This window comes from Rhizobium sp. CCGE531, assembly GCF_003627795.1.
Classification (GTDB): Bacteria; Pseudomonadota; Alphaproteobacteria; order Rhizobiales; family Rhizobiaceae; genus Rhizobium.
The window spans coordinates 954,327-976,877 of record NZ_CP032684.1 but is presented as its reverse complement, the minus strand read 5'-3'; the positions used below and the strand labels follow the sequence as shown (position 1 = coordinate 976,877).

At 60.4% G+C, this 22,551-nt stretch carries 18 protein-coding genes; 5 read left to right on the top strand and 13 right to left on the bottom strand.

What is annotated here, in order from left to right:
- Positions 1-56: 56 nt before the first annotated feature.
- Positions 57-2,564, bottom strand: coding sequence for a DUF1217 domain-containing protein (locus tag CCGE531_RS04795; protein ID WP_120663156.1), 2,508 nt, complete (start codon positions 2,562-2,564; stop codon positions 57-59).
- 317 nt (positions 2,565-2,881) lie between these two features.
- On the opposite strand from CCGE531_RS04795, the gene CCGE531_RS04790 reads away from it, so the two are divergent.
- Positions 2,882-3,448 (top strand): DUF6101 family protein, encoded by a 567-nt coding sequence (locus CCGE531_RS04790; RefSeq protein ID WP_120663155.1) that lies wholly within the window; start codon positions 2,882-2,884, stop codon positions 3,446-3,448.
- Between the two features lie 122 nt (positions 3,449-3,570).
- Here the strand turns inward: CCGE531_RS04790 and ubiA are convergent, their stop codons facing one another.
- Positions 3,571-4,530: a 4-hydroxybenzoate octaprenyltransferase gene (gene ubiA, locus CCGE531_RS04785; RefSeq protein WP_120663154.1), complete on the bottom strand. Its 960-nt coding sequence runs from the start codon at positions 4,528-4,530 to the stop codon at positions 3,571-3,573.
- 179 nt (positions 4,531-4,709) lie between these two features.
- Positions 4,710-5,492 carry a MipA/OmpV family protein gene (locus CCGE531_RS04780; protein ID WP_245459070.1) on the bottom strand — a complete coding sequence of 261 codons (783 nt, stop codon included), beginning with the start codon at positions 5,490-5,492 and terminating at the stop codon, positions 4,710-4,712.
- 311 nt (positions 5,493-5,803) lie between these two features.
- Between CCGE531_RS04780 and CCGE531_RS04775 the strand changes: the two genes are divergently transcribed.
- A complete protein-coding gene (locus CCGE531_RS04775; RefSeq protein ID WP_120663152.1) occupies positions 5,804-6,238 on the top strand; it encodes a hypothetical protein in 435 nt (144 codons plus the stop codon).
- Positions 6,239-6,319: 81 nt separating this feature from the next.
- Here CCGE531_RS04775 and CCGE531_RS04770 read toward each other — a convergent pair whose 3' ends face one another.
- Together CCGE531_RS04770 and CCGE531_RS04765 are read right to left on the bottom strand one after the other, a co-directional pair.
- Positions 6,320-7,579, bottom strand: a complete 1,260-nt coding sequence (locus CCGE531_RS04770; protein WP_120663151.1) for a cyclopropane-fatty-acyl-phospholipid synthase family protein — start codon at positions 7,577-7,579, stop codon at positions 6,320-6,322.
- Between the two features lie 145 nt (positions 7,580-7,724).
- Positions 7,725-10,034, bottom strand: a complete 2,310-nt coding sequence (locus CCGE531_RS04765) for a Tex family protein (protein ID WP_120663150.1) — start codon at positions 10,032-10,034, stop codon at positions 7,725-7,727.
- 243 nt (positions 10,035-10,277) lie between these two features.
- Here CCGE531_RS04765 and purD point away from each other — a divergent pair, with 243 nt between their 5' ends.
- From purD to CCGE531_RS04750, 3 genes are all read left to right on the top strand, one after another.
- Positions 10,278-11,546: a phosphoribosylamine--glycine ligase gene (gene purD, locus CCGE531_RS04760; RefSeq protein WP_120663149.1), complete on the top strand. Its 1,269-nt coding sequence runs from the start codon at positions 10,278-10,280 to the stop codon at positions 11,544-11,546.
- A 111-nt stretch (positions 11,547-11,657) separates the two neighbouring features.
- A complete protein-coding gene (locus CCGE531_RS04755; protein ID WP_120663148.1) occupies positions 11,658-12,080 on the top strand; it encodes a plant virulence effector HPE1-like domain-containing protein in 423 nt (140 codons plus the stop codon).
- A 374-nt stretch (positions 12,081-12,454) separates the two neighbouring features.
- A complete protein-coding gene (locus CCGE531_RS04750; protein WP_120663147.1) occupies positions 12,455-14,269 on the top strand; it encodes a methyl-accepting chemotaxis protein in 1,815 nt (604 codons plus the stop codon).
- 69 nt (positions 14,270-14,338) lie between these two features.
- Here the strand turns inward: CCGE531_RS04750 and CCGE531_RS04745 are convergent, their stop codons facing one another.
- From CCGE531_RS04745 to CCGE531_RS04710, 8 genes are all read right to left on the bottom strand, one after another.
- Positions 14,339-14,830, bottom strand: coding sequence for a DUF523 domain-containing protein (locus CCGE531_RS04745; protein ID WP_120663146.1), 492 nt, complete (start codon positions 14,828-14,830; stop codon positions 14,339-14,341).
- Positions 14,827-15,144, bottom strand: coding sequence for a transcriptional regulator (locus tag CCGE531_RS04740; protein WP_120663145.1), 318 nt, complete (start codon positions 15,142-15,144; stop codon positions 14,827-14,829). The genes CCGE531_RS04745 and CCGE531_RS04740 overlap by 4 nt, the downstream gene beginning before the upstream one ends.
- Position 15,145: 1 nt before the next feature.
- Positions 15,146-15,466, bottom strand: a complete 321-nt coding sequence (locus CCGE531_RS04735) for a type II toxin-antitoxin system RelE/ParE family toxin (RefSeq protein ID WP_120666496.1) — start codon at positions 15,464-15,466, stop codon at positions 15,146-15,148.
- A 60-nt stretch (positions 15,467-15,526) separates the two neighbouring features.
- The gene (locus tag CCGE531_RS04730; protein ID WP_120663144.1) at positions 15,527-18,019 is read right to left on the bottom strand and encodes a glycine--tRNA ligase subunit beta; all 2,493 of its coding nucleotides are present in this window, start codon (positions 18,017-18,019) and stop codon (positions 15,527-15,529) included.
- A gap of 1 nt (position 18,020) precedes the next feature.
- Positions 18,021-18,560, bottom strand: a complete 540-nt coding sequence (locus CCGE531_RS04725) for an endonuclease domain-containing protein (protein WP_245458983.1) — start codon at positions 18,558-18,560, stop codon at positions 18,021-18,023.
- Positions 18,554-20,500, bottom strand: a complete 1,947-nt coding sequence (locus CCGE531_RS04720; protein ID WP_120663143.1) for a DUF2207 domain-containing protein — start codon at positions 20,498-20,500, stop codon at positions 18,554-18,556. The genes CCGE531_RS04725 and CCGE531_RS04720 overlap by 7 nt, the downstream gene beginning before the upstream one ends.
- 94 nt (positions 20,501-20,594) lie before the next feature.
- Positions 20,595-21,851, bottom strand: a complete 1,257-nt coding sequence (locus CCGE531_RS04715; RefSeq protein ID WP_205586489.1) for a 3-phosphoshikimate 1-carboxyvinyltransferase — start codon at positions 21,849-21,851, stop codon at positions 20,595-20,597.
- Between the two features lie 87 nt (positions 21,852-21,938).
- The gene (locus CCGE531_RS04710; protein WP_120663142.1) at positions 21,939-22,490 is read right to left on the bottom strand and encodes a LemA family protein; all 552 of its coding nucleotides are present in this window, start codon (positions 22,488-22,490) and stop codon (positions 21,939-21,941) included.
- Positions 22,491-22,551: the final 61 nt, after the last annotated feature.

The following is a 22,551-nucleotide window of genomic DNA, read 5'->3' as shown; positions in this document are numbered from 1 at the left end:
ATCCCCGACGCGCTGAAGCGCGGCAGGAACACACGTTAAATTTTTTGCTTGACGCGTTACCTCGGCGAGGACAGTTGCGCGATGGAAAGCAGCGTGTCGGCACTGATGCCGATGCTCGAGGAAGAGCCCGAGAGAATCGAAAGCGCCGGCGATGTCGAGGAGGTCGTATTGTTCTTCAGGTCATACATCGCCGAGAATCGCTGCAGCAGCTTGTTGACCTTGTCCGGATCCTGGAGGTCGGTCACGTCGACGAACTTGCTGAGCATCTTGGCCTGCGTATCGACATCCATGCTGGAAATCGAACTCGGCAGATTGTAGCTCGTGGTAATCACCTCATAGAGCGCCGCATCGCCCATGATGTCATAGACGGAGTTGATATCGGCCGCCTTGCGCTGAAAATAGAGCGCCAGGCGCACGCCCGGATTGGTATCGCCCTGCTGATCTTCCAGCGTCTGATGCAGAAAGAGATCATTGGTCGAAGCGAGTGCGCCCTGGTTTTGCGCCGTGCCGAGCTTGGTGTCGGTCAGCTTGCCATCCGTGCCGAAATTGAAAGCGTCGACGATGCTCTTGAACTTGGCGCCGTCGTCGGTGTTGACGAAGCTCTTCGAATCGGAGGGATCCGAAGCAAACGCCTTCTTCAACGTCGCCGTATCGACGCTCTTCGGATCGATGCCGTTGGCCTTCAGGATGAAGTTCGTGAGCTTGCTATCGGCCAGAAGATCCGTGACGCTGGTCACCTTGACGATATTGGTCGCAAAATAGGTGCCTGCATCCTTGGCGTCGCTCGTTGCCTTGGTCAGCTCCGCGCCAGTCAGCCCGGTCGTGGCACGGCTGGAATATTGCGAGATATAGCTGTTGACCTGCGTCGGCGACAGAGACTGGATCGGAGGCTTCAGATTGCCCTTGCCGTCGAAATTAAAGGCCTTGGCAAGTTCGGTGAGACGGGGATCCTTGAGCGAATTGACATAGCTCTTCGGATCGTAAGGATCGCTTTCGAGAATCTTCGTCAGCTGGGACTTGGTAACCTCGCTGTCCCCGATCCCATAGGCCCGCAGCGCCATCTGGTAGAGCTCCGGCGCGTTATCGTTGGAGGAAACGCTGTCGCTCGTGTTGCTCGCGAAGAAATCCTTGATAGTCTTCACGTTGGCGATGCGGTTCTTGTAGTTGTTGACGGCATCCGTCGTCAGGGTCGACTGCGATGACTGGTAGGTGCTCATATAGGCCTTGGAGGCCGTGTCGATCTCGCCCTGCGACTGCGCGGTCTGGCCGGCGGCGAGCGTGCCGTCCGATTGGAAATTGAACTGCGAGACGACATCCGTCAGGCCGAAGACGGCCGCGGTCGACGGATCGGTGAAAGCGTTCTTGAAGACGATCGCAGGTGTCGTCGGATCGATGTTATAGGCCTTCTTGATATAATCGAAGAGGCGCGTGTCCGAGGTCAGCTGGTCGACCGAGGTGATCGAACCGATGTGGTTCTTGTAATAGAGATCGTTGTCGGCGGCACCGACGCTCGTGACGAACGAGGGCACGGTGGAATTATAGGCGCTCATCACATCGGCCTGCTGGCCGAGGGTCTGCGGGCCTCCCGGATAGTTCGCGGCATAGGCCGTCGCCGTGGCGCTGATCTGATCCGACGTCTGCGCCTGCGAGCCGGAGGCGACCGTTCCATCGCTCTGGAAATTGAACTGGGCCATGACATCGGTCAAGCCGTTCGAACTCGCCGTACCCGCATCCTTGGCCGAAGCATTGAACTGATCGGCCGTGATGTAGGCGGGGATATCGAATGCGGTCTTGACGTACTGGAACAGCTGCGGATTGGACGTCAGCTGATCGACGGAGGTGATCTTGCCGATATTCGCCTCGTAATAGGCCGTATCGCTGTCCGACGTCGATGTCTTGACCGTGCCGTCGGCATTGAAATTGAATTCCGCGACCAGGGCCTTGTCGGCGGCACTGCCGTTCTGATTGACATAGCTGTTGGGATCGCTGGGATCGCTCGTCAGCATCTGTTTCAGCATGGAGTTCGACGCATAGGTCGGATCGACGCCATAGGCCTGCAGGACATAGTTGCGCAGGCGGGTATTGCCGAGGAGATCATCGACGGTCTTAACGGAGCTGATATTCTGGCTGTAGTAGCTCGTTTCGGTCGCAGCGGACGTCTCCTCATTCGTAAACGACTGCTGATAAAGGCCGATGAGATCGTCTTCCTGCGCGCTGGTCTGTGCCGTATTCGTGCTGCCCGTGCCGAAATTGAACGCGGCGGCCATTTCCTTGTAGCGCGGATCGGTCAGCTTATTTGCGAAACTGCTGGAGTCGCTGAGGTCGCTGGTCAGGACCTGTTTCATAAAGGCCTTGGCATAGGTCATGTCCGAAAGCCCGTAGGCTTCCATGGCGTAACTGTATAGCTGATAGTCATTCAGGAGGCCATCGACGTCGGTTACTTTGCCGATATTGGCCTTGTAATAGTCGATCAAACGCTTGTTTTGCGACTGTGACGCCACCTGGTTGAGCGAGGTCGCCATATCTCTGGTTGCGATCGTATAACCAAGATAAGTGGAAATCATCAGCACAATCCCAATAGATCTCTAATAAAGGGGACGAATCTAGTTGCCATTATTTCATACAAACCTTACCTGAGACTTACATCGGCTCGCCTTATGCGCGCACTATATTGACGTACCGCCCTGCCGTGTATTCATCTTATGGAAACCCTGATGCATTCGATTTCGCTAACCATTTGAGGACGCAAAGTTTTCTTAACCTCGATTTTTAAGCTGTCTGGAAGGGACGGCGCCTAATCTGCCCAACAACGAGAGGACAAAAGTTCTCCGAGAGAAGACCGGAACAACCGGCTCTCAGGTAAAGCAAGGGTAGAAAATCGATGACAAATACCGTCCTGAAGCCCGATTGGGCTGGAACCACACTGCGGCTTGATCCGGCGCGTTTCCCGCAACAGGTCAGCTACGCCATGCAAGGTGCCGTAGGTGATGTCACCATTACGATCGACGAGCGCGGCGCGGTGCTGCGCAAGATCCTGCCGTCCAGCGGCCTGCCGCTGTCCGTCGCCTTGCCGAAACGTGCCTTCAAGGGTGTCGCCGCCCGCGCCATCGACCATGGCGACGGCGAAGTGACCGTGACGCTGGAACTGCATCACTCCGATCCGGATCTCTGCATCCCCCTTCTCGTCGCCCACGACCTGAGCGACATCGCCGCCGACTGGCGCTCCTGGTCGGAAGCCTTCCGCATTCCGATGCTGATGATCGAAGCCGACGGCGTTGCCCGCCCGCTGGAAGAGCATCTCGGCGGCGTCCGCTCGCAGGACAGCCAGCCGCGTCGCCGCCATTCCTATTTCGCCAATCGCCGTCCGCGTTTCCTCGTGCGCCGCACGACGGGCAAGCTCGGCATCAAGATGAAGATCGAAGGCCGCGAGATCATCGCAAGGCGTTGAGCCGCATCAGCTCGAAATCTGGTCATTCGGAAAGACCGGCCGTGGGACGAACAATCCCGCGGCCGAATTCTTTTATGGCGTTAGCCAAATTTTGCTGTCGCTTTCGCCCGGATCCAGTCCCCTCACGGAATCAGAAACAGGAACGACAGGAAGAGACCGGCAAAGATGATCAGGCCGACACGATTGTTCGATTTGAACAGGGCAAGGCACTGCTCGCCATCCTTGATGTCAAGCACGGCAATCTGGTAGGCGAACATGCCGCCGGCGACAAGCAGGCCGAGATAGGCAAGCCAGCTTGCTCCCGCCAGCGCGAAGGACACCAGCATCAGAAGCAATGTCGCGCCATAAAGGCCGACCAGCCATAGTCGTGTCTGGTCGCCGAAGAGCCGCGCCGTCGAGCGCACTCCGATGAGTTCATCGTCCTCCTTGTCCTGATGCGCGTAGATCGTGTCGTAGCCGATCGTCCACAGGATGGAGGCGACGTACAATACGATCGGAGCGAAGGACAGGCTGCCGAAAAGGCCGGCCCAGCCCATCAGGGCACCCCAGGAAAAGGCAAGGCCGAGGAAGAATTGCGGCCAGTCGGTGAAGCGCTTTGCAAAAGGATAGAGCGCGACGATGGCAAGCGACGAAACGCCGAGAACGACGGCAAACCAATTGAACTGCAGCAGTACCAGCAGACCGACCAGGGCCTGCAGCGCGATAAAGCCCTTGGCCTGCGTGCGCGTCACGCGGCCCGATGGCAGCGGGCGCGAGCGCGTGCGCGCGACCGACATGTCGATCTCATGATCGACCAGATCATTATAGGTGCAGCCGGCGCCGCGCATGGCGACTGCGCCGATGAAATAGAGGACGAGGTGGTAGATCACCACGAAGCCCGGCGAGCCGTGCCCCATAGCGACGGAGGCATTGGCGGCCAGCGCGACCGACCAGAAGCACGGCCACATCAGGAGCTCCCAGCCGATCGGCCTGTCCCAGCGCGCAAGCTGGGCGTAGGGCCACAGCCACGGAGGCAGGACGCGATAGACCCAGTTGCCGGATGGCGCGTCAGCAACGCGCCCATTGTCGCCTATGTTTTGCATAGGCGAGTAGTAGTGATATCCGGCGCCGGAGGTCAAGCGGCGGGGCGTTAGAGTCAGATGATTTTAGGTCGCAGCGACCTAAAATCTGAATCCGCTCTAAAATCAAAGAATTGGAGCATGATGTCGTCCGAAAACCGCTCAGACACCTTTCGGCATCATGCTCTGACGCCGCCCATTTCTTAGTTCGTCGTGAAATTGAACTTGTAGCTCGCCGAGACGCCGATCAGCAGCTGGTTGCGGTCGCCGCGCTCGCGCACGAGGCTGCTGTCGGCCGCGGGGCCGGTGAGCCGGGTATATTCGAGGAAGGTGCTCGTGGTCCAGTTTTCCGATGCCTTCCAGGTCAAGGCGCCGCCGACGCCGACGGACTTCACCCCGCCCCCCGGATTGTAGCGGCCGAGGCCGGAAGCGGCCGATTCACGAGCATCGACACCGTAATAGGTGTTGAAGTAGTCGTTGGTGGCCATCGTCATGCGCGGGCCACCCGAGAGGCGCAGCTCCGGCGTAATATCGGTGAAGGCATCAATGGCCGCATCTGCGACGAGGCCGCTATGAGAGCGAATACCCTGCCGGACTTCGATGCGGGCGCGCAGCCAGTCGGTCGGATAGGCTTCAGCGAAACCACCGACTTCAGCACCCCATTTCACCTTCTTCAGCCCCCTCAGCTCGCGCCCGTCGCTGCTGTCGCGGCTCGGCACGAACTTGCCGACGATACCGATGCGGAAGGCATCGCTCTCGATCAGGGCGAAGGACGGATTGTCGTTGCGCGAGGAAAAGCGCGGGCCGGGACCCTGCCGACCGATCGAGACCAGCGGCGACCACTGCAGCTTGTTGTGCCTGCCGCCTTCGAATTTCGGCGCTGAAAAACCGGCCGCACCGACGCTCAGGTACCAATTGCCCGACCAGAAATGCTGACCATCGCCCGCGGAAGCGGCGCCGGCATAGGCGACGGAGAGGCCGAAAATGAAAAGAAAACGCGACTTTGCAAACACACTGCAACTCCATGATACGCAATACAAAGGGCTCTGAACGCAGCCCGAGAGTTGCCGCAAATTATTCGGATCGCGTTACCGCTCTCTTAACCACGCAACCTGAATTCGGTGAAAGAGCCAAATTCAGGTTGCGTGGGCGACGGTATCGGGCATGCGGTGATCTGTCGCGGTGATTTAATAGATGCTTGAGTTACTCAATCATAAGTAATGGCGGGCATAAGTAATGGCGGGCGTTTCTTTCGCCAGCCATTTCGCAGCCCCCTGTTTTCCAAAAAGAGAAACGAATGAAGACCATATCGCTGATTTCCCTGGGTCTCCTCCTTGGCGCCGGCGTAGCGCTTTCCGGCTGCGTCAGCGCCCCGATAGGCGGGGCAAAACAAAGCCAGTTTTCACGCCAAATCGCACCCGGCAAGAAGACGAAGATCACAAGCGCTTCTCTTGTGAAACAGGACTGCACTTTTGCAGGGTTTCCCTATACGGGCGTCGTCAAGGCGCCTGCCCATGGCAAGGTTGACGTCGAGCACGGCCCGGTCGCAGCAAAGTTTCCGAAGGACAGCAACGCCTATCTGTGCTCGGGCAAGACGGTCCAGGGGAACATCGTCTACTACACGCCGAACCCTGGTTTCTCGGGCACGGATCAATTCACCATGCGCCTGACGGGATTGAATACCGACGGAACTGTGCAAGACGGCACATTTATCGTCCACGTCGGCAGGTAACGACCTTCCGGACGCGGGCTGGCAGAGCAAAAGCAGAAACGCCGGACCGTGGGCTTCCACGGTCCGGCGTTCTATAGACGGTCAGAACGTCACCTTCTCCAGAGGCGCGCGCCCTGCCTCGAACTCCTTCAACTTCGCCTCGCGTTCCCAGATGTAATTGCGATTGTCCGGGACGGCGAACTGGTTTTTGGCGATCTGGATCTGCATGATGAACAATTCATCCCAACGGAAGCCCATTTCGGAGCCGGCCAGATAGAACTCCCACATGCGGAAGAACTTCTCGTCGTAGAGCGCGACGGCATCGGCCTTGCGTGCCACCAAGCGATTGCGCCAGTGCCGCAGCGTATAGGCATAATGCATCGGCAGGGTCTCGACGTCCCTCGTCAGCAAGCCCGCCTTTTCCAGCGGCGGCGTGGTCTCGCCGATCGACGGAATGTAGCCGCCCGGGAAAATATATTTCTCGATGAAGGCGTTGGTAGCATAGCTTGGCTTCGGACGCGCGATCGAATGCAGCAGCATGACGCCGTTGTCGTCGAGCAGCTCCGAAACCTTGCGGAAGAACTTGCCGTAGTCGCCGATGCCGACATGCTCGAACATGCCGACGGAGACGATGCGGTCGAACTTCCTGCCGGTCATGTAGCGATAATCCTGCAGCTCGAAGCGGACGCGATCGGAGAGGCCGCGCTTGGCCGCGCGGTCACGCGATACTTTCAGCTGCTCTTCGCTGAGCGTAATGCCTGTCACGTCGAGGCCGGGATAGGCCTCGGCAAGATACATGGCCATGCCGCCCCAGCCGGAGCCGATCTCCAGCACCTTCTGACCGGGCTCGACCAGCAGCTTCGCGGCAATATGGCGCTTCTTGGCCAATTGCGCTTCGTACAGACTGATGCCGGGCGGATTGAAATAGGCGCAGGAATATTGCCAATCCTCATCGAGGAAGAGATCGAACAGCTTCGCCGACAGATCATAGTGATGCGCAACATTGTACTTGTTGCGGTTGATCGGCGAGCGGCTCTTGATCTGCTGCAGGGCGATACGGCCGAGCAGCAGCGCCGCCATGCGGAAATCGAAAATCTCGTTGGTGGTATTCTGCTTCACCAGCGAGAGGAATTCATAAATATCCCCCTGCTCGAGGATGAAGCGGCCCTCCATATACATTTCGCCGAGCCTGAGCGTCGGATCGCGAGCGACTGCATCTTCCGCCTGCTGATCGGCAAAACGAACGGCCACCGTCTCGCCGGTTCCGTCGCCGACCATATGGGTCTCGCCGGATGCGAGCGTAAGCCTAAGTGAACCTTTACGGATGAGTTTCTTGACGAGAGAAAAGAGTGCCGACGCCATGGACGCCTCGAATGTTATGACATGACATTAAGGCAGACTTTAGCGCCTCACAGCATTGTGGCAAGCTTACCTTTTCGCAGTCATTCGCACTCCGGCAACAACGCTGCCAGAGTGTGACATTCTTGCACGGAGTTCCGCTAAGTCCTTATTTTCGTTTAAGTGCGTCGGCCAAAGCGGCTCCGAAACTGCCCTGTTGCTCGGCCTTCGGAGGGGTATTCCCCCTAACGCCAGCGTTGCGCGCGCCACCCTGCTCGCGCGACTCACGCCCGGACGGAGCCGCCACGGTGTCGCCGTCTTTGCGCATCGAGAGACCGATTCGCTTGCGCTTCACATCGATTTCCACCACCCTGACCTTGACGACGTCGCCGGCCTTCACGACCTCGTGCGGATCCTTGACGAAGCGGTCCGCCAGCTGCGAGACATGCACCAAACCGTCCTGATGGACGCCAATATCGACGAAGGCGCCGAAGGCGGCGACATTGGTCACGGTGCCTTCCAGCAGCATTCCAGGCTTGAGGTCGCCAATTTCGTTGACGCCTTCCGCAAAGGTTGCCGTCTTGAAGCTCGGGCGCGGATCCCGGCCCGGCTTTTCCAGTTCGGAGATGATGTCGCGCACGGTCGGCAGACCGAACTTATCGTCGATGAACTGCCTGGGGTCGGCGGCCTTCAGCGCCGCCGTATCGCCCATCAGCGTGCGCAGGTCACGGCCGCAGGCGGCGACGATCTTCTTGGCGACGCCATAGGCTTCGGGATGCACAGCAGAGGCGTCGAGCGGCTCCTTGCCGTTGGGAATACGCAAGAAGCCGGCGCATTGCTCGAAGGTGCGCTGGCCGAGGCGCGCGACCTTCAAGAGATCGCGCCGCGTCTCGAACGGACCCTCTCCGTCACGATGCCTGACGATGGCATCGGCGATCGACGTGCCAAGGCCCGAGACGCGGGCAAGCAGCGGCGCCGAGGCCGTGTTCAGATCGACGCCGACGGCATTCACCGCATCCTCGACCACCGCATCCAGCGAACGCGACAGCTTCTGCTGGTCGACATCGTGCTGATACTGGCCGACGCCGATCGACTTCGGCTCGATCTTCACCAGCTCCGCCAGCGGATCCTGCAGGCGGCGGGCGATGGAGACGGCGCCGCGCAGCGAGACATCGAGACCGGGGAACTCCAGCGCCGCCGTTTCCGAGGCGGAATAGACCGACGCGCCGGCTTCGGAGACGATGACCTTGGTCGGCTTCGGCGCCGGCAATTCGGCCAGCATGTCGGTCACCAGCTTCTCGGTTTCGCGGCTGCCGGTGCCGTTGCCGATGGCGATCAGCTCGATCTTGTGCTTGCGGATGAGCGAGGCAAGTGCGGCCTGCGTGCCGCGCACGTCGTTCTTCGGCGGGAAGGGATAGACTGTCGTCGTTTCCAGGAGCTTGCCCGTGCCGTCGACCACGGCAACCTTGACGCCGGTGCGGATGCCGGGATCGAGACCCATGGTGGCGCGCGAACCGGCGGGGGCAGCCAGCAAAAGATCCTTCAGATTGCGGGCGAAGACATGGATCGCCTCCTCCTCCGCCCTCTCCCGCAATTCGCGCATCAGGTCGAGCGACAGCGACATCGAAAGCTTCACGCGCCACGTCCAGCTCGCGACTTCCGTCAGCCAGCGGTCGCCGGGCCGGCTTGCGCCGATATCATAGGCCGAGGTGACCATGCGCTCGACCGGCTTGTTGGGCGAGACGGCATCGGTATCGATTTCGATGTTCAGCGTCAGCACCTCTTCATTCCAACCGCGCAGCATGGCGAGCGCGCGGTGGCCCGGAGCCGTCGCCCAGCGTTCCTGATGCGCAAAATAATCCGAGAATTTGGCGCCGGCCTCCTGCCTGCCGTCGACGACGGCAGCTTTCAGCGTGGCATTGGTCTTCATGTAATTGCGCAGCTTGCCGAGCAGAGCGGCATTTTCGGCAATGCCTTCGGCGATAATGTCGCGCGCGCCTTCGAGCGCCGTCTTCACGTCGGCCACATCGGCGGTCAGGAAACCTTCGGCAAGCGCGGAAGGCTCCTTCGAACGATCGGCAAGGATGGTTTCGGCAAGCGGACCGAGGCCACGCTCCCTCGCAATCTCGGCGCGGGTACGGCGCTTCGGCTTATAGGGCAGATAGAGATCTTCCAGCTCGGACTTGGTGGCCACAGTTGCGATCTTGCCCATCAGCTCGTCGGTCATCTTGCCCTGACCGTTGATCGATTCGATGATGGTGGCGCGACGGCCTTCCAATTCGCGCAGGTAGACGAGCCGTTCCGCGAGGTTGCGAAGCTGCGTATCATCCAGGCCGCCGGTCACTTCCTTGCGATAGCGGGCAATGAACGGCACCGTCGCGCCTTCATCCAGCAGCTCGATGGCGGCCTTGGCCTGATCCGGGCGGGAATTGATCTCGGCGGCGATGGTTGCGGCAAGGGAACGAATATCGGCGGCCATGTGTCTCTCTGAGCTGAACGATCGTGAAGGGACCATAAGCATGATCCCGCGGACATAAGAAGCGGTTTTCGCCACCGAACACGCCAATCCGGGCAGGAGATGGCGCGAAGCAGAAGCCGCTTCCGCTTTAGCGGGATAAAAAGGCAAGGCAATGTTGCAGGCCCCGCCTCCACAGGATTTGCCGCTTGACCTTTGGCCCAACCCCGCTTAACCGCGCAAATGGATGCAACGAGAGGGCAAGCCATGAGAGTTCTGTTGATCGGATCGGGCGGACGCGAGCATGCGCTGGCCTGGAAACTGGCGCAATCGCCTCTCATGACGGAATTCTATGCCGCACCTGGCAATCCGGGTGTTGCAGAGCACGCCACGCTCGTAGCACTTGATATCGACGATCATGACGCCGTCGTCGCCTTCTGCAAGGAAAAGGCCATCGACTTCGTCGTGGTCGGCCCGGAAGCGCCGCTGGTTGCCGGCATTGCCGATAAACTGCGCGCCGCCGGCATTGCCGTCTTCGGCCCGTCGGCAGCGGCCGCCCAGTTGGAAGGGTCCAAGGGTTTCACCAAGGATATCTGTGCCCGCTACAATATTCCGACCGGGGCCTACCAGCGCTTCAACAATGCACCCAAGGCGAAAGCCTATGTTCGCGCTGAGGGCGCCCCGATCGTCGTGAAGGCGGACGGCCTTGCCGCGGGCAAGGGCGTCACCGTTGCGATGACGGTCGACGAAGCGCTTGCGGCAATCGACGATTGTTTCGAGGGTGCCTTCGGCGAGGCCGGCGCCGAAGTAGTGATCGAAGCCTATCTCGACGGCGAAGAGGCGAGCTTCTTCTGCCTTTGCGACGGCAAGCATGTGCTGGCGCTCGCGACCGCGCAGGACCATAAACGCGTCGGCGACGGTGATACCGGGCCGAATACCGGCGGCATGGGCGCCTATTCCCCCGCCCCCATCATGACATCCGAAATGGTCGAGCGCACCATGAAGGAGATCATCGAGCCGACGATGCGCGGCATGGCGGAAAGCGGCCATCCCTTCAGCGGGGTCTTCTTCGCCGGGCTGATGATTACCGCCAAAGGCCCCGAGCTCATCGAATACAATGTCCGTTTCGGCGATCCCGAATGCCAGGTGCTGATGATGCGGCTGAAGAGCGATCTGCTGCCGCTGCTCTTTGCCTGCGCCAACGGCACGCTGGATCAGGTGACGGCCGAATGGAGCGACGATCCGGCGCTGACCGTCGTCATGGCCTCGAAAGGCTATCCCGGCTCCTATGCCAAGAACACGCCGATCGCGGCGCTGCCGGCCGACGGCGACGGCGCCAAGGTGTTTCATGCCGGCACAGGCCTGAAGGACGGCGCGCTGGTCGCAACCGGTGGCCGCGTCCTGAACATCACGGCGACGGGCAAGACAGTGGGCGAAGCAAAAGAACGCGCCTATGCCCTGGCCGGCGAGGTGAAATGGGACAATGGCTTCTATCGCAGCGACATCGGCTGGCGTGCCGTCGAGCGCGAAAAGTAAACATCGCGGCGCTTCCGTAAGTGCAAGTCCATTCAATTTTTACCTAATCTCCTGACGGGATGGAAATAAAGGCCCGATAAAGTCTTCGTCACCATAGACGGAGTTGTTGTTATGCGTTCCTTCTTTCTGACCTTGGCATGCGTTCTGGCCGGCGGCTCCGCCATGGCCTCCTCCATCCAGTCTATCGACGGCACGATGCAGAGCGGCGACAGCAGCATCATCGATAAGAACTGTGCCAACTGCCCTCCCCTCAAGCCGAAAGTGGCTGAAAAGGAGTATACCGTGCCGACATTGGCGCCAGGCACGCAATCGGTCGTGGTTCGCAGCGTAGACGGCGAAAAGAGGGTCGTACGGACCGAAGCCTGGATGGGCGGATCCCCCGTCATGTTCGTCAGCAAGCCGACACCGGAAGCCCTGGCTGCCGCCGGTGGGTCTGGCGACGGCATCGACCTGGCGGTAAAAACCGCAGCCCTGCCGGATGTGGCGGCGGCTTCCAAACCCCTCGACCTCTCAGGCTTCCAGCTGCGTCAATAGCCCGCAAGAGCCGATCGTTCCCAGGCATTCGCCGACGGTCGCTCAGCCAAGGGAGCAACGGTTCGCCAAGCACGTACAATATACATAAATATTCGTCTTTCCTAAACTACAAGGAGACGAAGTGGAACGGCTGAAGTTATTTGTAAGCCTGCCTAAGTATTATCGATATCAAGGCAGCATATCGCCGGTTACAACTCGCGAAAAATACAACCAAACCCCTAAAATTAAAGATTTTTTAGACATAAACGGCGATTTTACTCATCACCGGACAGCAGCATGTCATTCGAGCGGCGGCAAACGTATTGAGAATCTCTCAGGCGATCGCACAGGCGGTAGGATACCGCCCCGGTATTCACCTACCTGTGAGAGGCACTATGAAGAATCTCAAGATTGCGCATCAATTATTTGCCCTGCTCGGCGTCCTGATGGCCGCCTTCGCCGTGGCCACCTATTTTCAGATCCGGTCGCAGGCCGATTCCATCTATGACGACCGCTTCGACATGCTGCGCACGCAGGTCGAATCCGGCATCTCGGTTTTGAACCAGTATTATCAGCGCGAAAAATCCGGCGAGATGACGCATGAGGCCGCCCAGGCCGAGGCCTTCAAGATATTGTCGCATGTCAGCTTCGCGCCATCAGGCTATTTCTTCGGCTTCGACTACAATGTCGTACAGCGCATTCACCCGAGCCCGGTCAACATCGGCAAGGACATGTCCGGCCAAGTCGACAAGAACGGCACCCATTTCAGCAAGGAAATGGTGGAAAAGGCCATCAAGGGTGGCGGCCGCACGATCTACTATTGGAACAAGCCTGGTCATCCTAACAGCGACTTCTTCCTGAAGGGCAGCTACTCGGCCGCTTTCGAACCCTGGCAGATCGTGCTGGGTTGCGGCGTCTACATGGATGACCTGCAGGAGCAGATCAACGCGACGATGTGGCGCGCCCTACTCATCTGCGGCCTCGTCTTCGTGGTCGGCATCGCCGCCGCCTTCTATTTTATCCGCGGCATCACGAAGCCGCTCGCCGAAGTTCATGCCGCCCTCAAGGCAGTGGCCGACGAAGACGTGAAGATGGTCATCCCACATGCCGAGATGCGCAACGAAATCGGCCTGATGGCCAAGGCGACGCAGGCGCTGCAGGAGAAGGTTCGTGAACGTCATATGCTGACCGACCGCCAGGCAGCACAGGAACTCGAAATCAGCAACGAGCGTGAACAGAACCTGCGCCAGCAGCAGGACGAGGCCCGCGAACAGGCGCGCGTCGTCTCCATCATCGGCCGGGCGCTTGAGGACCTCGCCCAGGGGAACCTAACGATACGCTGCGGCGACCTCGGTGCCAGCTATGCCGGCCTTCGCAGCAACTTCAACGAGGCGCTGTCGCATCTCGAAGCCGCGATGGGACGCGTCAATGCCAAGGGCAACGACATCGGCCTCAGCAAGGAAGAGATCCGTCGCGCCTCCAACGAACTGTCGCAGCGCACCGAGCGCCAGGCCGCCAGCCTGGAAGAGACTTCGGCAGCACTGGACGAGCTCACCGTCGCCGTCCGCCAGACTGCGGAAGGCGCCGATGAGGCCAGCAAGCGCGTTCATGCCGTCAGCGCCGAGGCATCGCGCAGCGATGCCGTGGTTGCCCAGGCAATCGAAGCGATGAGCGGCATCGAGAAATCCTCGGCCGAGATCGGCAAGATCATCGGCGTCATCGACGAGATCGCCTTCCAGACCAACCTCTTGGCGCTCAACGCCGGCGTTGAGGCCGCCCGTGCCGGCGAATCCGGCAAGGGTTTTGCCGTCGTCGCCCAGGAAGTGCGTGAACTCGCCCAGCGCTCGGCAGCCGCCGCCAAGGAGATCAAGGACCAGATCGCCCGCTCCTCCGGCCAGGTCGACCAGGGCGTCCGCCTTGTCGGCGAGGCAGGCGAAGCACTGAAGCGCATCTCTGACCAGATCAAGGCTGCGAACGAAATCGTCTCGAAGATCGCGCACAGCGCCTCCGAGCAGGATACGACGCTGCGCTCGATCTCGTCCTCGATGAACCAGCTCGACGCCGCCACGCAGCAGAACGCCGCCATGGCCGAGGAAACCACCGCATCGGCCGAGACGCTCGCCGCCGACACGGAGGACCTTCTCGCCCTCATCCGCGGCTTTCGCGTCAACGAAGGCCGCTCGGCAACGGATCACCGCCGCGCGGCCTGAGCAGCATAGGCCGGAAAATAAGAAACCGCCGGGCTTGCGTCCGGCGGTTTTCTTTTGAGCCGAGAGTCGCTAATTCAGTCTGAGGTCTTCAGCCGCTCGACCAATCTCTCGATCGGAATAAACCTCGATACCGGCTTGCTGCAGCAGCGCCGCCGTGACGCCCCGTCCGCTCTGCCGGCCGCCGGAAAATGTGCCGTCGTAGATGAAGCCCGAGCCGCAGGATGGACTGCCGTCGATCAGGAGAGCGTAGCGACAGCCGGTTTCTTTCGCGAGCGCCAGTGCATTTTCCGCCGCCCGACGAAATTCCGCCGTGACATCGCCGCCGGTGATCTCCGCGACGCGCGCGGTGCCGGCAAGCACGTCTTCGCCGGTAGCGCCGCCTGCAATTTCGGCCGGCGGCCTCGGTACGGCCATGCCGGCGGACATTTCCGGGCAGATCGTCACCAGCCGCCCCTCCTCGCGCCAGCGATCGAGCGCCGGATGGATGAGCGGTTTGGAACGGCCGTCGTAACGGACGGCATGGCCCATGAGGCAGGCGCTGACGAGGATTTTAGGCTTCATGCAGCCGCCGCGACAGCGAGATGCACCCCAGTGGATTGCTGTAACTGGCTGATAATATTGAAAAGATTGTCGGCACGCGGATTACCCTTGGCGCTGAACATGCGCATCAGGCTCTTTGGCGGGATGCCGACTTTTTCGGCGAGGGATTCGAAGCCGATGGTGGCATTGATGAAATCGCGCAATACGTCCTTGCCCACATCTATCTCGCCGGCGAGCAGTAACTCGATGGCTTCCGAAAGTAGCCCTGCCCGGAACTCTGGATCGACCTGAGCACGGGCCATGACCGTTTCCTTAAATTCTCGCGTCAATGCCATGTCAGTCTCCCTTCCTTTGTTTGTAGTCCAGCCAACGTTCTTGTGCGGCCTCAATATCCGCTTGCTGCCGCTTTTTTGTTCCGCCGGCTAACAAGATTATGAGCTTATCGCCGCGACGAGCGAAATAGATGCGATAGCCCGGTCCATAGTCCAGGCGATACTCCATCACACCGCCACCAACGCTTTTGACGTTCGACGTATGGCCGTGCGCAATCCGTCCGACAGCGGTGCGCACCTTCAAAGCTGCTCTGGTATCAATTGTGGCGAACCACGGCGCAAAGGGGCTTTTCCCCTGCCGATCGGTATACTCGATAAGTTCCATGCTTGTTAATGGTAACATATACGCTACCATTAACAAGCACAAAAGACTTCAAGTACCAGCTCAGCCCGCGATCTTCGAGAAGTCGGCGACCGTGCCGGTCGCTTCGCGGATCAGGTGCAGCAGTGCCAGGCGATTGGCGCGGATGGCGGCATCCTCGTCATTGACGAGTACGTCTTCAAAGAAACGGTCGACGGGCGCACGCAGCTTGGAAAGGGCTGACATGGCCGAACGGAAGTCTTCCTTGGCGATCGCATCGGAGGCCTCGGCGGAGGCTGCCTTGACGGCGGCAAAGAGATCCTTTTCCGCATCGAGCTTCAGCAAGGCTTCCGAAACGCTATCGGCAACGACGGTGCCCTTCTTCTCTTCGGCGGCCAGAAGCTGCGTGGCGCGCTTGGTGCCAGCGAGCAGGTTCTTGCCGTCCTCCGACGTGATGAAGGCGGTCAGCGCCTCGACGCGGCGGGCGATCATCAGCAGATCGTCCGTCTCCGGCGTCAGCACGGCGTCGATGAGATCATGGCGAGCGCCGAGATCGCGCAGGTAGACCTTGAGACGATCGTGGAAGAAGGCAAGGAGGTCGCTCTCCCCGCTTAACGGTGAATACTCGTGCTGCCAAATCGGAAAAAGATCAGCCATCTCCCTAAATAAGTCTGCGCTAAACCAAACGAAATTGAAATACGAGGGGTGTCCCGTAACGCCTGAGGTGATGCCAGTCGAGGCGTTAAAGGCACGCATATACGGAATTCGATGATGGTCCAGAAACTCGCGCTGTTCGGAGGGGTTTCCTTGGAACTGATGAATTTGTCTTATTTTCTCCATCTGTGCCATCGCATAAATTCTGACAGCGCAATTCATGACTTTGAGAAGATCTGCCCGCACGCCTCGTTCGAGCAGAATCCTAACAACGCCTAAAGCCGCACGGCGCAGCGCATAAGGGTCCTTAGAGCCAGTCGGCTTTTCGTCGATCGCCCAGAAGCCGACGAGCGTATCCAGCTTGTCGGCGAGTGCTACTGTTATCGCCACCTTGTCCTCGGGAACGCGGTCGGAGGGACCCTGCGGCTTGTAGTGATCTTCGATCGCGGTTGCCACTGAGGCATTCTCACCCTGCAGCGAGGCATATTTCCGGCCCATGAGGCCCTGCAGCTCGGGGAATTCACCAACGGCTTCGGTGCGCAGGTCAGCCTTGGCGAGCACGACGGCGCGGTTGACCAGGGCGGCATCGGCGCCGGTGATCTTGGCGAGGTCGGCGGCCAGCGCCCGGATGCGGGCGACACGCTCGCCCTGGCTGCCGAGCTTGGCATGGAAAGTAACACCAAGCGCATCGAGTTTGGCCATGCGCTGATCGAGCGGCTTCTTCAGGTCGAGACCGAACTTGGCGGCGGCGGCTTCCAGCGTTTCAAGATCGGGCAGATCGCCCTGGTCACGCTTCCAGAAGTGCAGCGCGTCGGACAGGCGGGCACGCACGACCTTGCCGTTGCCGTGGATGATTTCCTTGCCGCCATCTGTCGCCTGGATATTGGCGATGAGAATGAAGCGGTTGGACAAAGCACCCTCCCCTTGAGGGGGAGGGTCGGCACGCAGTGCCGGGGTGGGGTGATTTTGTTGAGACGAGAGATCACCCCCACCCGCAGCTTCGCTGCGACCTCCCCCCTCAAGGGGGAGGTGGGAACCTTGCGGGCGGGTGACGAAACACTTCTGATTGGTCTTGATGGTCAGACGGATGATCTCAGACGGGATCGACAGATAGTCTTCCTCGAAGGAGCCCATCAGCACCTGCGGCCACTCGACGAGGCCGGATACTTCTTCCAGCAGGCCTTCGTCCTCGACCAGTTCCAGGCCGTTGGCAAAGGCGACATCACGGGCGTCGTGTAGGATGATGTCCTTACGGCGCTCGGCATCCAGGACGACATAGGCCTTTTCCAGGCTCGCGACATAGTCCTCGAAACGCTTAACCGTGATCGCGTCAGGCGCATGGAAGCGATGGCCGTAGGTGACATTCGAGGCGACGATGCCGTCGATCTCGAAGGGGATGACCGTGGTTTCTTCATGCTCGGTGCCATAGACGCAGACGATCGACTGCAGCGGGCGCACCCAACGCAGCGAGCCGGGCTTGGCCGATGCCTTGCCCCAGCGCATGGATTTCGGCCAGGGGAAATTTCTGACGATATCGGGCATCACGGCGGCGACGATTTCCTCGGCGGCACGGCCGGGCTTGGAAATGACCGCAACGTAGAAATCGCCCTTCTTCGGGTCGCTACTCACCTGTGCTTCGGAAATGGAGGAGAGGCCGGCGCCACGCAGGAAGCCTTCGATCGCCTTCTCATTGGCGTCGGTGCGCGGTCCCTTGCGCTCCTCGCGCACATCGGCCGAGCGCGCCGTCAGGCCGCGAATATCCAGCGTCAGCCTCCGCGGCGTCCAATATTCCCTGGCACCTTCATAGGAAAGGCCTGCTTCGATGAGCGCATCGGTCACCAGCTTCTTCAGATCACCGGCAGCCTTGCGCTGCATACGGGCGGGAATTTCCTCGGAGCGGAGTTCGAGCAGGAGATCGGGCATGTCAAGGTTCCTCACCCTCCCTTTGAGAGAGAGGGTCGGCACGGCGTGCCGGAGTGGGGTGAAAACAGTCGGCCTCTGCTAGCAAAATTTGTCGCTGCTGCACAATGGCAAATATCGTATCCAGGACAGCCTCGATCTCATCCATGACCTCGGCATTCCAGAATCGGACGACATGGTAACCCTGGCTTTCAAGAAAGGCCGTGCGCTCGGCATCGTAACGCCTCGCCGTCTCTTCCGCGTGCTGGCCGCCATCAAGCTCGATAATCAGACCTATCTGATGACAAGCGAAATCAGCGAAATAACGCCCGATCGGAACCTGTCGGCGAAAATGCGTCCCTTCGATCGGGATGCGCCACAAGTGCTTCCAAAGCTTCGCTTCCGCATCGGTCGAACCAGCGCGCAGACGCCGGCTGTTGGCGATTTTGAAACGGTCGAGCTTGGAAGGGTTTTTGGGCACAGAATCTCCGTGTTGTTGAGACAGCGAAATTGATGCATCGAGACCAACACCTCCCCCTTGAGGGGGAGGGTGTCTGTTCACCATCCGCCACCACCTCCACCGCCTCCGCCGCCGCCGGAGGACCCGCCGCCACCACCACCGCCTCCCCCATCGCCGAAGGCCGAGGAGGAGCTGGATACGGGTGCGGGAATGGTCGAGGCGATGGTGGAGGCCATCGAGGAGGAAAAGTCGCCGATGGTTCCGCCGATATTGCCGGGGTTGAAGTTGCCGGAATACCAGACCGGCGCATAGGCGGCCGCCGCGGTCGCTCCCGCTGCTGTGGCGAGCCAGGTTTCGAAAGCGCTGGACCAGGGCTTTTCGACGCCGAGCGCGACCGCGTAGGGCAGCAGCTTTTCGAAATGCTGCGGCGACATCTGCGGCGCGCCCTGCATGTTCATCCGGTCGCGTTCGGCCAAGGTCAGATATTGCCGGAGCCCGGCGATGCCATCCATCAACGTTCGCCCGAGCGGCGTCGGCGCGCCCATCAGGAAATAGAAGACGACGTTCAGCGCGAAGATGCCGACAATGCCGGCCACCAGCGGCAGCAAGCCCGCCTCCCATAGCGGCACGACCGCGGCGGCAAGGCCGCTGACAGCAGTCGATACGAAGACGAAGCCGAAGAAGGCAAAGACCAGGACGGAAATGACGCGCCGGGCGAGGCTGGCATTTCGACTGCGAAACCTGCGGCCGATAGAACTGGCGAAGAGCGTCACGAAAATCGACAGGAAGCCGGGTACGATGATGAGCGGCAGGGCATTCTCGTGCAGGCGACCGAAGATGACGATGGACGCCAGGATGAGGATCGAGAGCGCTATGCCGGCAATGACGTAGAGCGCATTGGCCTTGTAATACTCATTGCGATGGTCGTGCTCGATCGCGCTTCGGAACTTCAAGCCGAGCCGCTGCACCGCCTCGCCATTTTCCTTGTCGATGACAAGCGGTGAGAATGGTCCGACAGCCTGCATCAGCACCTTGTCGCCGCCACCCAGATCGCTGCCGGCCTTGCCTGTGGGGCGGACAACCACTTTTCCCTTGAGATCGTCGAGGATGACATAGCCGCGCACGGCGAGATCGATCGCCGTCGCCGAGAATGCCGTCCAGCTGGAGCTGGCGAAACCCTTATTGTCGATATAATTGACCAGCGCCGGCGAGATGCCTTCAGGCGGATCCCAGCGCGGAACCATGACACCGGGCGCAGGATCGCGGCCGACGGCAATCCAACTGCGCATATAATAGGCAAACAGCAGGATCAGCCCACCGATGGCAATAGTCGTGTCGAGATGATCCCGCAGGAACCAGCCCCATTGCTGGCTTGCGCTCGGCGGCGCGATCGTCCCTTTCGCCAGCTTGACGGCGATCGTCAGGCCTTCGGCCATGGCGAGCGGCCTGGTCGTGACAAAAGTGACGATGCTGCCCTGCGCGCTAGCGCTGGCGTTCTTGCCATTAGCACCGAGCGGCCCGGTGAAGAAAGCAAGCTGCTGAGGCCCGACGCCATCGGGCAATGTAACGGTCGCCTTGGCATTGACGATCGGGAACAGCCAGCCATTGCCTGTCACGTTCCAATAAAGCTCGTCATGATCGTCGAAATAGCGCATCTGACGATTGGTGTCGTAGGTGAGGCGGAATGTATGGGGTCCTGAGTTGAGGCTTCGATCGGCCTTGCCGATATAGATGCGCTCGCCGCCCTTGATGCGCTCGCTATGCCAATCCTCCGGCTGCCCGTCGCGCTCGACGGACACGACCTTGAAATCCACCTCGATCTCGCGGCCGTTGGCATCGGTCGTTGTCAGCGGAAAATCCCGGAAGATACCGCGGCGGATATCACGCCCTTCCGCATTCACGGAGATCGTCTCGACGACCCGCATGGAGCCGTCACGATGCAGGTCAAACGCCTGATCGAAGTTGGTGATGAGTTCGGCGGCCGTTACCGCCGTTGCGCATAGCAGCAGGCACAGAGCCAGGAAGAACCCGCAAAGCCGTGTCATCACTCCCCCAAAAGGATGGCTGCGACGCCGTTGCCGGCGCCGCTTCACGTCAGGAATATGTCCGCGCTCAGCCTTCCCTTGAGATGGCGGAGCGTCAGTCTTCGTAGGTGACACCCAGCGACGCCAGCACGTTCCAATAGGACGGGAAGGTCTTGGCGACGCAGTCGGGGTCGAGAATGGTGATGCCACCGATCTTCAGGCCGGCGAGCGCAAAGCTCATGGCGATGCGATGATCGGCAAAGCTGTCGATCTCGGCCGGCAGAACCTTGCCCGCGAGGCTTGGGTCGGAAGCGACGATCAGATCGTCACCCTCTTCGGTGCCGAGGTTCGGAACGATGCGCGACAGGCCGCTCGACAGCGCCCGGATGCGATCGCATTCCTTGACGCGCAGGTTTTCGATGCCGACGAAGCGCACCGGCGTTTCATTGAAGGCCGCCAGGACGGCGAGCGTCGGAATGGCGTCCTGCATCTGCGAACCGTCGATGACGGCAGGCAGATGCGGGAACTTCGAGATCAGATCATAGGCCTTCGCATCCGGTTGCGAGAACTGCTCCGCCGGCGTGCCGAGATCGATCTTGCCGCCGCTCAGCACTTCGGCCGCCCAGAGATAGGTCGCGGCGGAGGCATCCGGCTCGATCACGAAGTCGGCCGCATGATAGCCGGTGGGCTCGACGCGCCAGGCGACCGGGCTCACACGCTCGACCTTGGCGCCGAAAGCGCGCATGGCAGCAACCGTGAGATCGATGTAGCCGACAGCGCCGATATGTTCGCCAAGCAATTCGACATCGACCGGGCGATCGCCGCCGGCGGCCATCATCAAGAGCGCCGAAACATACTGGCTGGAAAGGCCGCCATCGATCTCAACGCGGCTTGCTTCGAAACGACCTGTGCCGTTGACGGTCACGGGCGGGCAGCCTGTTTCGGCCGAAGCATCGATGCCGAGCGAGCGTAGCGCGTCGACGAGCGGACCGATCGGCCGCTTGCGCATATGGGCATCGCCATCGACGACGACCTTGCCGTCCACCAGAGCGGCGGCAGCGGTCAAAAAGCGTGTTGCCGTGCCGGCATTGCCGAGGAAAAGCGGGGCCGCCGGCGCCCTCAGCTTGCCGCTGCCGGTCACGATGAAGCTCGTATCGTCGGGCTCGTCGATGACGACGCCCATGGCGCGCAGCGCTTCGGCCATATAGCGGGTATCGTCGCTCTTCAACGCGCCGGTCAACCGGCTCGTGCCCTTGGCGAGACCTGCCAGCAGCAGCGCGCGGTTGGTGATCGACTTCGATCCCGGCGGCATGGCGCGTCCGGTCAAAGGCTTGCTCGGCGGGATAATCGTGAGTTTGGCTCTGCCCATCATCATTCTCTTTGGTCAGTCAGGAAAACGGCCGATGGCCGGCGGTCGGCATCCTTTACCGCCTGATATGAAAAACCGATAGCGGAAATCTCAGAACTTGACCGTGGGAACGGCGCGATCCGCTTCGTTGGTGATCTCGAAATAGGCCTTCTTGACGAAGCCGAAGGGACCGGCAATGAGATTGTTCGGGAAGGTCTCGACCTTGACGTTCAGATCGCGCGCAGCACCGTTGTAATAGCGGCGCGACATCTGGATTTCGCCTTCCACGCCCTCCAGCGAGCGCTGCAATTCGAGGAAGTTCGTATTGGCCTTGAGGTCGGGATAGGCTTCGGCGAGCGCGATCACGCGGCCGAGTGCCTGCGACAACAGGCCCTCCACCTGACCTCGGGCGGCGACATCCCCCGCCGGCACGGCCTGCGCCTTGTTGCGCAGTTCAACAACCTCTTCCAAGGTCTGGCGTTCATGGCCGGCATAGCCTTTGACCGTCTCGATCAGGTTGGGGATGAGATCAGCGCGGCGCTTCAATTGCACGTCGATGCCGGACCAGGCCTCTTCCGCCACCTGGCGTGCGCGGACGAGCCCATTATAGGCGAAGACGGCATAGAGCGCGGCCAGCACTATGATCGCGAGAAGAATAAGCATCTGAAATCCCCGTGGCGACTGCAACCACAGGGACACTAGGCAGATTTCACGCCAATGTCAC